General features: G+C 56.9%; 7 protein-coding genes, 1 tRNA gene and 1 pseudogene. 5 read left to right on the forward strand and 4 right to left on the reverse strand.

What is annotated here, in order from left to right; all coding sequences use genetic code 11:
• Positions 1 to 456: pseudogene (locus tag VKV18_RS06295) on the reverse strand (hypothetical protein); the annotation flags it as partial.
• A gap of 542 nt (positions 457 to 998) precedes the next feature.
• On the opposite strand from VKV18_RS06295, the gene VKV18_RS06300 reads away from it, so the two are divergent.
• Positions 999 to 1,070, forward strand: a tRNA-Glu gene (locus VKV18_RS06300).
• 107 nt (positions 1,071 to 1,177) lie between these two features.
• Positions 1,178 to 3,616: an alpha-L-arabinofuranosidase C-terminal domain-containing protein gene (locus tag VKV18_RS06305; RefSeq protein WP_324203367.1), complete on the forward strand. Its 2,439-nt coding sequence runs from the start codon at positions 1,178 to 1,180 to the stop codon at positions 3,614 to 3,616.
• A gap of 90 nt (positions 3,617 to 3,706) precedes the next feature.
• Here the strand turns inward: VKV18_RS06305 and VKV18_RS06310 are convergent, their stop codons facing one another.
• On the reverse strand, positions 3,707 to 5,071 hold the full coding sequence (locus tag VKV18_RS06310) for a Gfo/Idh/MocA family oxidoreductase (RefSeq protein WP_324203368.1): 1,365 nt from the start codon (positions 5,069 to 5,071) through the stop codon (positions 3,707 to 3,709).
• Positions 5,072 to 5,388: 317 nt separating this feature from the next.
• On the opposite strand from VKV18_RS06310, the gene VKV18_RS06315 reads away from it, so the two are divergent.
• Positions 5,389 to 6,420: an ATP-dependent 6-phosphofructokinase gene (locus tag VKV18_RS06315; RefSeq protein ID WP_324203369.1), complete on the forward strand. Its 1,032-nt coding sequence runs from the start codon at positions 5,389 to 5,391 to the stop codon at positions 6,418 to 6,420.
• 206 nt (positions 6,421 to 6,626) lie between these two features.
• On the opposite strand, the gene VKV18_RS06320 is transcribed toward VKV18_RS06315, so the two are convergent.
• A complete protein-coding gene (locus VKV18_RS06320) occupies positions 6,627 to 7,685 on the reverse strand; it encodes a nucleoside hydrolase (protein WP_324203370.1) in 1,059 nt (352 codons plus the stop codon).
• A gap of 293 nt (positions 7,686 to 7,978) precedes the next feature.
• Here VKV18_RS06320 and VKV18_RS06325 point away from each other — a divergent pair, with 293 nt between their 5' ends.
• Together VKV18_RS06325 and VKV18_RS06330 are read left to right on the forward strand one after the other, a co-directional pair.
• The gene (locus tag VKV18_RS06325) at positions 7,979 to 10,168 is read left to right on the forward strand and encodes an ABC transporter ATP-binding protein (protein ID WP_324203371.1); all 2,190 of its coding nucleotides are present in this window, start codon (positions 7,979 to 7,981) and stop codon (positions 10,166 to 10,168) included.
• Positions 10,169 to 10,177: 9 nt separating this feature from the next.
• Positions 10,178 to 10,666 carry a DUF1854 domain-containing protein gene (locus VKV18_RS06330; protein WP_324203372.1) on the forward strand — a complete coding sequence of 163 codons (489 nt, stop codon included), beginning with the start codon at positions 10,178 to 10,180 and terminating at the stop codon, positions 10,664 to 10,666.
• On the opposite strand, the gene VKV18_RS06335 is transcribed toward VKV18_RS06330, so the two are convergent.
• Positions 10,663 to 12,334, reverse strand: a 1,672-nt coding sequence (locus VKV18_RS06335) for an MFS transporter (RefSeq protein ID WP_324203373.1), incomplete at its 5' end; no start/stop codon positions are given. The two genes, VKV18_RS06330 and VKV18_RS06335, sit on opposite strands and share 4 nt — an antisense overlap.

The following is a 12,334-nucleotide window of genomic DNA, read 5'->3' on the forward strand; positions in this document are numbered from 1 at the left end:
CTGCCCATAACCGTCGTAAAACGAGCTACTCAGCACATTCCCTAAACCATCTAAACGCTGACACACATTCCCCAAACCGTCAAACACATAAAATACATCCCCACTACCCGTATGCCGTGACACGAGGCCATCTGCCCCAAATGTGTTCACCGCCACCACATTGCCATTCCCATCTAACTCCACTAAAGGCACATCGTTGACGTTCAAATGGTAGGTGCGCACCCCATTCACCTGCTTCCAAACCCGCAAACCATCGCCATCGTAACCGGCAGACCAGCTACTGCCCACACCCACCAAACGGTTCTCCGGGTCATAGCTCATCCCTACCCCCTTATACACTACCGGGTTCCCGTCTCCATCGTAGGGATTGGCCACATTCTGGTTGTCTGCATTGTAGGTCTGACCCACTTCATGCAATGGATAGGGGAAGGGAGAGACAAAAGTGAGGCGACTCAAACCCCATTTGCAACGAGAACAGGGCGGCTGTGGCCAAACTGGTCAAGCGCATTCCCAACGAACGAACCGGTCGGCGTGTCATCTGTCGTTTCTCCTTTCCCTGCTAGGTGAGGGAAGTAGCAGGTGTTAATTTTAGAAGCCGGCTTTCCTATGAAAGGAAGCCATTCGACCTCACAAGAGGCCCTGACGATAGAACGGGCTTACGGGGGGGTTATGGATGGAACCCTGTGCAAGCCCCTTTTGCCGATGGGGACCGGTTCCAGGCGCCAAGCGGACGTCGGAAGGGTACATCTGTGAAAGATTATAACAAAGATTTATGCGCCTGTCAAGGGGTTGCAAAAAAATTTTTTGACGGTAACAGGAACCAAATGCAAGGAGAGAAGTCCCTCTTGAGCAACAGCCCTCTGCCAATGGCTTTGTAGATATTCGGATAGGGCCTACAGACTTGCCCATAGCCTCCTAAGCCACCGAGCAAAATGGCTTCAAAGCCTCCTTGACAAAACCCTCTTCCTGTAGGTATCATAGCCCACGTTCCTAATCGAGGGGCTATCGTCTAGGGGTCAGGACAGCGGGTTCTCAGCTCGCAAACCGGGGTTCGAATCCCCGTAGCCCTATTTTTGGCTTCCGGTACGAGAATGCTTTTGTTGCCTATTGACAGACCAAAGGTTTGGTGTTATCATTAGAAGCGTCTGTCAAGACCTCTGCCTAAGGAGCTAATACCATGCAACGAAGCCGGCTTTATGCCACCCTTGTCGCTCTCTGTCTGTGGAACATCGGTCTCGTCAACCTCGCCGCAAAAGCCGATTCCCCTACCCTTACCGTAGATGCAAGCCATCCCGGCCCTGCGCTTAGCCCCCTGCAACATGGGGTGTTCTTTGAAGAGATCAACCATGCCGGAGATGGTGGCCTCTACGCCGAGAAGATTCAAAATCGCGCCTTTACCAACGGCACCGTCGCTTGGGCGCCTTGGATGGAAAACGGCGCGGTGGTCCATCTCAACCTGCTGCCGACCCCCAACCCCCAAAGCGCCGCCCACTACCTTGAAGTCCGTGTCGAACGTGGCACTTCAGATGGGAATGCCTGGGGCGGAGTCGCCAACAACGGATATTGGGGCATCGGCCTGCATAAGGGAGAGACCTTTCGCTGCCAGATCGTCGTGAAACTCAGCTCTAAGCTTGCCGGGCCTCTTTTGGTGGCGCTCCATGCTGCCGATGGAACCGTGCTGACCGAACATCGCTTCACAAACCTCACGGCAAGCGACAACGATCAGACGCTAGAGTGCCTGTTCCGCTCTCCAAAAGAGGAGGCTCATGCTTTTCTAACAGTTACCGCACAGGCTCCGGCCACCTTTGCGCTCCGCTTTGTCTCTCTCTTCCCCACCGATACCTTCGATCATCAAGCCAACGGCCTCAGGGCCGACCTTGCCCAGATGGTAGCCGACCTCAAACCCTCCTTCGTACGTTTTCCGGGCGGCTGCTTTGTGGAAGGCGACATCCTCGCCCATCGCTTTCGTTGGCGCGGCTCCATCGGCCCTCTTATGGATCGCACCCCAACCGATGACCTTTGGGGCTACCAGTGCGACAACGGATTGGGCTACCTTGAATATCTGGAGTGGTGCGAAGAGATGCACGCAGAACCGCTTTTTGTGGTGAACTGCGGGATGAGCCACAAGCAGAATGTGCCTCTTGACCAGCTTCAACCCTACATCCAAAGCGTGCTCGATGCCATCGAATATGCCAACGGGCCGGTAACAAGCAAATGGGGCGCGCAGCGGGCTAAAGACGGCCACCCGGCGCCCTTCCATTTGCAATATATCGAGATCGGCAACGAGGATGGCTTTGACGATTATGATGCCCGCTTTGCCATGTTCTACGACGCCATCAAGGCGCGCTATCCCTACATGAAGCTCATCGCCGATACCCGCGTAACAAGTCGCCGCCCCGATCTGGTGGATGACCATTACTACGCTTCAACCCTCTTCTTTGTACGGCAGGCCGCGGCCCTGGATAACTATCCTCGGAACGCAACCCCTATCTATATCGGGGAGTTTGCGGTTACACGAGGCGCCGGGCATGGCAACCTCAACGCGGCGCTCGGTGAGGCCTACTTCATGACGGCCATGGAACGTAACGCCGATGTCGTGAAAATGGCCTCCTATGCCCCCCTCTTCGCCAATGTAAACAACATGGTGTGGAACCCCGATGCCATCCTCTTCGACAGCCTTCATGCCTACGGCATCCCTTCCTACTGGGCGCAATGGATGTTCTCGCGCAATCGCGGGGATGTGGTGCTGCCTACTACGGTTGAAGAGCCGCCGTCGAACAACGAGGTGCTCAATCGAGGCGGAATCGGTGTGGCAACATGGGCAACCTCGGCAGAATTCACCGATCTGAAGGTTACCCAAGGAGATAAGGTGCTTTGGACGCTGAATTCGCCCGGAGCGTTTCCGCTTACACCGCAAACCGGCCAATGGACCATTGCCGACGGCACGGCGCGTCAGACCGATCTAGGCACCAACCTGCGCGCCGTGGGCGGTGACCCCAATTGGACGGACTACACCTTCTCCCTACGTGCTCGAAAACTGAGCGGGAAAGAGGGCTTTCTCATCATGTTCCACGTACGCGATCAGGATAACTGGTACTGGTGGAACGTGGGCGGCTGGGGCAACACGCACGATAACATCGAAGAGATCGTGGGCGGGGCAAGCACCGAGGTGGCCTATAATGTGCCCAATCACATCGAAACAGGCCGCTGGTACGACCTGCGTGTGCAGGTGCAAGGCAATCGCGTGCGCTGCTATCTTGACAATAAGCTGGAGTACGACATTCGCCTGCCCAACTTCTCGACGCTCGGCGTGGTGACGACACGGGAAAACAAAACGGGCGACGTGATCATCAAAATGGTAAACCTAAAAGGCGAACCGCGCGATGTGCATATACGCCTTAATGGCGTAGGACCGGTGGCCCCAGATGGCTCGGCATGGGTCATGACGGCCTCCTCGCCAAGCGCCGAGAACAGCTTTGCCAACCCTCGTGCGGTTGTACCGGTGGATCATTCGGTGCATAACATCTCGGATCGGTTCACGTACACCTGTCCACCCTGGTCTATTGTCATTCTGCGCATCCATGCCCACTTACCGGCAACCGCCGAACAGAGATAGGCATGGGCAGCACCAACGAGTTGAACAGCTCTGGATATATTGAGGGAGAGGCGCTCTACAACTGTCTCTCCCTCTCCAGATGTTTAAGGTTTAGCCAGAATAGATAGGCAGCGTCCACGGCCTACGATAAGGCCGTTCATACGACTGCGTATCCCGCCCAACACGCCCCACGATGTCCATACGCCCCTTGTCCCAATGCACCGTCTCCCCACCGGCCAGGTAAGAGGCGTTGATAAGATGACACACGATTGTGGTCTGTGCCATAGAGGCGAGATTAGAGCGGGGCTGCTCGCGTGTTTTAATGCAGTCGAGCCAGTTGCGCATATGGCTGTTGGTGGGTGGGGCCTCCTCTTTGGGCAGCTCGTGGCCCTGTGCGTCGTGCACCCGCCACCCGCCGCGCCACACGGTTACCGTATCGCCCCTTTCTCCCACAAACTGGGTGCCATGGTCGGGCAGATCGGGATGATCGCGGTCGGTGCGCCAGATCATCACAAAATCGGGGTCTTTAAACCGCATAAGGCCATAAACCGTGTCGGGAGTGGTGCGGTCATCATCTGGATGAGCGAGCTTGCCCCCCATACCGCAGACCTCCACAGGCATCACAAGGTCGGTATCCTTGCTCATGGCCAGCAGCCCGATATCTATCATGTGCACCCCCCAGTCGCCGGTCTCACCGGAGGCATAGTTAAAGAACCAACGCCAATTGAAGTGGGTGTATTCGGGAATATAGGGCACCATCTGCGCCGGGCCGGTCCAGAAATCGTAGTCGAAATAGGCAGGAGGGCCTCCGGTAGAAACGTGATGGCCTAGCCGAGCGTCGTCTGTTTTCCACGCCCGCACCGAGGTAATACGCCCTATTTTGCCGGCCCGCACAAAGGCCACCGCGCTCACAAACTCGCGTGTGCTCCTTTGCCAGGTACCCACCTGAACCACACGCTGAAAATGCTTCACGGCACCGGCCATCGCCTTCGCCTCGCGGATGTCGTGGCTAATAGGTTTCTCACAATAGGCATCCTTACCGGCTTCGCACGCATAGATCAGCGGCAGCGCATGCCAGTGATCCGGTGTGCAGATCAGCACGGCATCAATATCTTTGCGTTCGAGCACGCGCCGAAAATCTTTGTAGGTATCCGGCGCCGGGCGATTTTGACCGTCTTTGGCGGTACGCTGCTGGTTTTTCTTAATGACGTTCTGCAGCGTGTTGTTCAAATGGTGCTCATCCACATCGCACAGAGCGGCCACCTCCACGTCCGGCTCATCCATAGCCCAACTCAGGTCTACATTGCCCATACCTCCACAGCCGATGAGGGCGATGACGATCTTATCGTTGGCAGCCACCCGCCGCGAGACGAGGCGCGGCTGCGCTGTGGCGGAGGGGGTCTGTGCGGTAAGTCCCAAAGCCGTTAGCCCACCGCCCGTGCTCCGTAAAAAATCCCTTCGAGTCATGCGTTTCATGCAAAGAACCTCCTTTCTTCTCATCGAGGAAAAGCAAGGATTATTTCAGCTTCAAGCGGCTCTTCTCCTGCCTCTCGGTTGCCGTGGCGTTTTTAGGCACGAGACGGCTTGGCGAGAGATGCGTCAAAAGATTTTCTGTAGCATAAATAGAGAAATAGAAGCTTTTGGTGCAAGCTGTGAGGTAAACTTCAAATAGAAGCCCTTCTTCGAAATCGCGTAGCCTATCCTCTTGTATTGGCTATGAGTGGCCGAAGCAGTGGCTGTAACGCTATTTATCGCTTAGGACGAGAACAAACTTAGAAGGAGGCCTACCTACAATGAAAGTTGGTATCTTAACCGGTGGTGGTGACTGTCCGGGGCTGAACCCGGCGATCCGCGGCTTCGTGATGAAAGCGCTCGACTATGGGTTTGCTGTTTATGGCATCCGCGAAGGGTGGAAAGGTTTGGTAAACGACCTCGTAGACAAAGAGCCGCTCACCGTTGCCGATGTTGAAGAACTGATCTACAAAGGAGGCACCGTGCTGCGCTCCTCGCGCACCAACCCCTATAAAGACCCCGCCCAGCTTCAGGCCGTGAAAACGACCATCCAAAAGCACGGTTTCGACGCCATCGTGGCCCTCGGTGGCGAAGACACGCTCGGCGTTGCCAGCAAGCTCTATAAGGATGGCATTAACACGGTGGGCGTTCCCAAAACCATGGACAACGATTTGAGTGAGACAGACTATACCTTCGGTTTTGACAGCGCCGTGCAGGTAAATGTGGAGGCTCTTGACCGTCTGCGCGATACGGCGCGCTCGCACAGTCGGGTTATCGTGCTGGAGGTTATGGGGCGCCATGCGGGCTGGGTAGCCCTACACACAGGGGTGGCCGGTGGTGCCGACTACATTCTGCTGCCGGAGGTACCTTTGGACGTCGAAGCGCTTTGCGCACAGGTCCAGCGCGCCTATGCGCGTAAAGGCTATGCCCTTGTGGTGGCCTCAGAGGGAGTGGAGCTGCCGGAAGAGGAGCACAAAGAGACCAAGGTGGATGCGTTTGGACATGTGATTCTTGGGGAACGCAACGTGGGCGAGTGGGTCGCCAAGGAGATCGAAAAGCGCACCGGTCTAGAGACTCGTTCCGCCGTTACCGGCCATATTCAGCGGGGCGGAGCGCCAAGCGCTTTCGACCGCGTGCTGGCTTCGCGCCTGGGTGTGCGGGCGGCACAGTGTGTGTATGAACGCGACTTCGGCAAAATGGTGGCCCTACGTGGTAACGACATCGTGGTGGCGCCGCTAGAAGCCGCCGTGGGCACGTTACGCACCGTGCCGAAAGCGCTCTACGAGAGCCTGGTACCGCTTTTTAATAAGTAGGCAAAAAAAGTAGGGTATCGGAAGAAGGGCCAAACTCCGATACCCTTAAGAGCAGCGTCTGCACGGATGGATTGTGATGTGCATCCGCGTGCCTGGAGAAGGCAATGCGTGAATGCAGTTATAAGATACGCCATCTCGCATCGGACGCGCTGTGACCTACTTCACAAAAGGGGTGTGAAATTTTTCACACCCTCGTTTTTTTGGTCTTAAGAGTGCCGGTAGTGCGCTACCACATCGAAATAGTGGGCGAAGAAGGCATCGGGGTTAACGTCGGCTGCCACCTGAATAGGCGAGTTCAGGCCGGAGGGTTTGATAGAGGTCTCTCCAAACGAATCGTCGCTGCCGAGCTTCACTTTTACATAGTCGGCAGGCTCAAAGCGGCAAAGTGTGGGTTCAAACACCACCGCCGCAGCAAGCGGATCGTGAAAGGTGATGGAGTCGGCATGACGAAACCAAACTTCGGCCATATCCGCCACCGGCTTCAGAGGGCCTCCGACCGCATGGAAGCGCTGCTTGCACTCAGCTGCCGACATACGGCAACGCAGGGTTACATCTAGCCCTATTGCCAGTAGCCGCGGCACCGGTGAGGCAAATACTCGCGCGGCCGACCAGGCATCGCAAACAATATTCCACTCGGCTCCTATGCGGCCTTGTTCATCGGGAAAGAAGCGCCCGCCCATCATCACCAACTGCTTGAGCATGGCGGGAACTTCGGGGTCTAAGGCAAAGAGCAGGGCGATGTTGGTAAGAGGCCCTATGGTGAGCAATGTGATTTCGCCGGGATGCTTGCGAATCGTCTCCCGTAAAAACGCCACCGCCGTATTTTCTCGAGAAAAGCTGCGATGAGGCCAACGGCTCAGCGCCTCCGCCTGTGGGGCCTCCGGTTGGTGCTGACTGCCGAGAAAGGGCAGGTGTGCCCCCACATGTATCGGCACCTCGTTACGCCCGGCCGCCCTGCAGATGGCATCGGCCAAACTCGCACGCTTGTCCGCCTCTCCGGTAACCGTGGTGATTCCCAACAGCTCGCATCGTGGATGGCATAATAGATAGGCCAAAGCCACGGCATCATCAATGTCGGAACCGATGTCGGTATCTAAAAGTAGAGGTATGCGCCCCTCCATAGCGTTCTCCTTTTGTGGTTGCGTTTTCGACAAAGCCGAGGCCGCTTCGCCATAGGCCATACCGAGCGCCATAGCGCTCCAACCTACTCGCAAAAACCATTCGCGACGGCTTACCCTGCGAGACGTTTGACCTCTGTGGCTCATATCGGTGTTCCTATTCGTTAGGCGCTCTCCCCTTTCCTCCTCACTCCCTCCCAAACATAGCCCGCCAAGCGGACTGCCTTAAGCGAAAACCTTTTACGAAATTGCCTATTCCAACCGATATAGTAAGCGGAGAACATCCTAGCAGAAAAAGTCCTTGACTTTTCGTAACGCGATTTGCCATAATATCGCCTATATCAGTAGACAAAAGACTACTTAATGGCCGTCGGGTATTCCGTAACACAAAGCACACAGCGCCCCTCCGCCGTGGCCCGCGCTGCCGAAAGGAGACAGAGATGTTGAAAGAGGAGACAACAGAAGCCGTTACGGGCGAGGATACGCCGCAAGAACGACTGCTGATCCATCTGGAGAGCGACTTTGCCGCCGATGGGCAGTTCGGAAAACGGTTTTTGGAAGTCACTGCCACCGAGGTGCGTGTGCGGGAGAGCGACGGTGTCGTCTCATTTCACATCCCAATAACCGAAATTAAAAGCGCCCGCAACGAGCCGCTCGTCGGCGGCGGGCAACTGGAGATCACCACGCAGAGTGGGGAGATCATCCCCATCATCACCTACTCGCTTACGTTGGCCTCTCGCTTTTCGGAAGCCGCACGGGGCATCGAACAGCTTGCACGTGGGGAACCCCTGCAGATCAATCTCGAACAGAAGCGCCTGCGCTGCGCAAAATGTGGGCGCCTTCTTCCAGAGGTAGATGGAATCTGCCCGGCCTGCATTCACCGCGGTCGCACCCTACGCCGTGTGGCCGGCTATCTTCGTCCCTACCGCCTGCAGGCGGTCGGCCTTGCCCTGCTTGGGGTTCTTACCACCACGCTTAATCTCGTGCCGCCCAAGCTGCAAGCGCTCATCATTGACCATGTGTTCAGCACCCATCGCAACTACCTCTTTCTGTTGGAGATGGCAGGCATCTGGCTTGGGGTTGTTGTGGCGGCCACGTTGGTGCAGATTCTCAACGGACGCCTCATCGCCTATCTTGCGGGGCATATCGCCGCCGACCTGCGCGCCGCCGTCTATCGCGCCGTCGAGTTCCTGCAGGTGAGCTACTTCGATAAGAAACAGGTGGGGGCTATCGTTAGCCGCATCACGCAAGACACCGATCGCATCTGGGGGTTTTTGGTAGATGGCATGCCCTTCCTCATCGCCAATGCGCTCATGCTGGTGGGCATCGCCTGCGTGCTGTTCTGGATCAACTGGCGGCTCACCCTCGCCATTTTAGCCCCCATGCCTATTGTCGTCATCTTAAGCGCTGCCTTTTGGAAACCGATCAGCCAGATGTTCTTTCGCGTGGGGCAAAAATGGGCGCGCTTCCATACCCACCTCAACGAGTCGATCTCCGGCATTCGCATCGTAAAGGCATTCACGCGAGAGAACACCGAGTTCGCCAAATTTCAGGCGCGCAACAGAGAGCTTCGCGATGCAGGCATACAGGCCGATACCCGCTGGTACACGGTGTTCGGCGCAATGACGTTCTTCATCGCCTCCGGCGGGCTGATCAACTGGGTCTACGGGGGCTGGATGGTCTACCGTGGACAGATGTCGCTGGGCAACTTTGTGATGGTGAACTCCCTGTTGGGGCTTGTCTACGGCCCGCTTATGTGGTTCGGCGACCTCAATCAGTGGTTCACACGCGCCATGGCAGGGGCAGAGCGCATCTTCGAGGTGATAGATGCCGAGCCTGAACCTCACGCGCGAGGCGGCATTCGCCATGAGATCGTGGGTGAGGTGGCGTTTTGTGATGTGCGCTTCGGCTACGACAAGTCGAACCCGGTGTTAAAAGGGCTTACCTTCACAGCCAAGCCGGGCGAGATGATCGGCCTGGTGGGCAAATCCGGAGCCGGAAAATCCACGACAATCAATCTCATCTGCCGTTTTTACGAGCCGGATGCCGGCGTTATCCGCATAGATGGCATAGACTATCGCGAGATCGCCCTCGAAGACCTCAGGCGCCAAATCGGCATCGTTCCCCAAGAGCCATTCCTCTTCCACGGCACCATCGCCGAAAACATCTCCTACGGGCGCCCGGATGCCCGCTTTGAAGAGATAGTGGAGGCCGCAAAGGCGGCCAACGCCCATCAATTCATTCTCGCTAAACCGGATGGCTACGACACCGTGATAGGAGAGAGAGGAACCAAAATCTCCGGTGGCGAGCGGCAGCGCATCGCCATTGCCCGAGCCATCCTTCACGACCCCCGCATCCTTATTCTCGATGAGGCCACCTCCTCCGTAGATGTGGAGACGGAAAAGCAGATTCAAGAGGCCTTGCAGCGCTTGGTGAAAGGCCGCACGACCTTCGCCATCGCCCATCGCCTCTCCACACTGCGCAATGCCGACCGCCTCATCGTGCTTGAAAAAGGCGAAATCGTTGAGACGGGAACACATGCCGAACTGATGGAGCGCCAGGGCGTGTTCTACCACCTGGTGCAAACGCAGTCTCAAGTAACCCAAATCATTGAGATCGGCATGGTATAGGAGGCAACAATGGAACGCCAAACCCCAAAGACCGCAGACCTCAAACTGTTTTATGCTCCGGCCGACCGGCTGCGGCTTACCGTAGATGAGGAGCGCTCCTACATCACCGTGAAACCGGTATGGGCGGCCCCCCTCTCGCATCCGGGGCGCTACCTCTGCCTCCTCGATGGCAAGGGTGAGGAGATCGTCATGCTCGAAAACCCTCATGACCTACCGCCCGATTCCTGGCAGGCCGTACAGACGGAACTACGAAGGCGCTATCTTACCGCTTTTGTAAAGCGCATCTTGAACGTGCGCGTGGAGTATGGAGCGACCTACTGGCTGGTTCATACCGATCGCGGAGAGCGTGAGTTCGTAACGCAGAGCCTACAGGAGAATGTGCACTGGTTCTCTCCAACCCATCTGCAGCTGATAGACGTGGATGGCAATCGCTTTGAAATACCCGATATTCGCGCTCTGGACCTGCGTAGCCAAATGCTGCTGGAGAGTGTGCTCTAGCCCTCCGCCCCTTTGCCATAGAGGGCACGAAGCGCGCATAGAACAATCGTCACCAACTCCGCAGTGGGTGGCAGAGTATGGGCTTTTTCAAGAAAGGCAAGAAGAACGCGCCTTTCCGATTTTCCGCGGGCTTTTGAAGGGGGGCGCGGCCCGGCAAAAAGGTGGTTAAGCGCGGTTGCGTGATCGTTGTGAAGCAAGGCGGCCTCGACGTCGGCAATGGGAAAGCTTCGTGGCAGCTCGGAGGCCGCTTTTAGCAGCACCGCCTCCCCCTTGTGTTCGGCTTGCGACAACAGGCCGTACACACAATCCCCCACGTTCAAGAGACGCCCAACGGCATGGGCTACCTGCCGACGCGCCACGGGTGAAGGAAGGCGCGTAAGCTGAGCGGCAAGCGCGAAGGCCGATTCCGCATCTCCTATACGCGCGAGCGCATCGGCGAGAATAGGGACGAGAGATGGCTCTGTATCCGGCCGCTCGAGCAGGGAGCGTAGAAAAGGCAACGCACTTTTCTCCCCTATATCTCCCAAGGCCCGCACAATCGCCCTTCGTAACGGATGCCCGACGGGCAACTGCTGTAACCGTTCGCCAAGCGGCTGTATGGCTTTCGGGGCACCGGTTTCCCCTAAAGCCAACGCGAGGGCTTCGAGCAACTGCCCGTTCTCAACCGTTAAAAAGAGACGGATAAGCGTATCCACCGCATCAGCCCCGCCCAGCTTGCCCAGCGCGCGCACCAACGCCAAGCGATCGCTTTCGGAAAACGTCTCCTGTGGGCTTTCCAGCATTGCGATCAACTTCGCATTGGCGCGCCTATCGCCAAGCTTGCCTAAGGCCTGAGCGATCTCGCCGATAATGTCGGTGTCGAAATCTTCAAGCGCTTTCAAAAGCAGGTCAACCGCGCTCGTGTTCGCCGTCTCTCCCAAAGCGCGGGCGGCCTCGGCACGCACTGCGCGGCTGGGGTCGCTTAAGGCTTTTCCTAGCTCCTCTATAGCGAGGTGACTGCCCTTTTCGGTGAGGCCTTCGGCCGCGCGTCTTCGGGCCTCCTCCTCGGCCGCCCTCTGTAGGGTACGAATATAGCGCCACTGGCGCAAGCCAGAGCGGCCCAAATCTTGTAGCACTTTCGTGGCCGATACGGCGCCTCTATCCTCCAAAGGGCGAAGAAATGGCAGCGCAGCCAAACGCATGACAGCCGCTAAGGCAAAAAGCAGGTGATAGTTTATGATGATCAGCCCAAATAGCGAGAGATGAATGCCGGCAAGCATCTGCAATAGAATGCCCCCCACCATGGGAGCGATGCCCCCGATAAGCCCGGTAACCGCAGAGAGCGTGGCGGCATAGGTGGCCGTGCGTTGCGGAGGACTGCAGGCGATAATGAGATTGAACTGCGTTAGCCCCACCCCCGCCCAAAACAGGCCACTGCCTAAGCTGTTTAATAACAGCAGAATAAGGGACGAAACCAGGTGCTGGGGGCTTGTGGGAATCCAAAAGAAAGGCAAGGTGAAAACGCCCACAACGTTCAAAACGAGAATGGGCTTGTTGCCGAACCGATCGGCCAGAAAACCCCATAGGGGCATACCCAACATGTTGCTGACCCCCACCACGGCAGCGAGAATCTGCATCCAAACATAGTTCAGGTGGAGTATCTGCAGACCGTAGGCCGTAAAAAAGGGG

This window comes from Chthonomonas sp. (assembly GCF_035294505.1).
Taxonomy (GTDB): Bacteria; Armatimonadota; Chthonomonadetes; order Chthonomonadales; family Chthonomonadaceae; genus Chthonomonas.

Bases quoted from the DNA above. Each gene is read 5' to 3' on its own strand.
- VKV18_RS06315 (WP_324203369.1), top strand. From the start codon at position 5,389: ATGAAAGTTGGTATCTTAACCGGTGGTGGTGACTGTCCGGGGCTGAAC.
- VKV18_RS06310 (WP_324203368.1), bottom strand. From the start codon at position 5,071: ATGAAACGCATGACTCGAAGGGATTTTTTACGGAGCACGGGCGGTGGG.
- VKV18_RS06320 (WP_324203370.1), bottom strand. From the start codon at position 7,685: ATGAGCCACAGAGGTCAAACGTCTCGCAGGGTAAGCCGTCGCGAATGG.
- VKV18_RS06325 (WP_324203371.1), top strand. From the start codon at position 7,979: ATGTTGAAAGAGGAGACAACAGAAGCCGTTACGGGCGAGGATACGCCG.
- VKV18_RS06305 (WP_324203367.1), top strand. From the start codon at position 1,178: ATGCAACGAAGCCGGCTTTATGCCACCCTTGTCGCTCTCTGTCTGTGG.
- VKV18_RS06330 (WP_324203372.1), top strand. From the start codon at position 10,178: ATGGAACGCCAAACCCCAAAGACCGCAGACCTCAAACTGTTTTATGCT.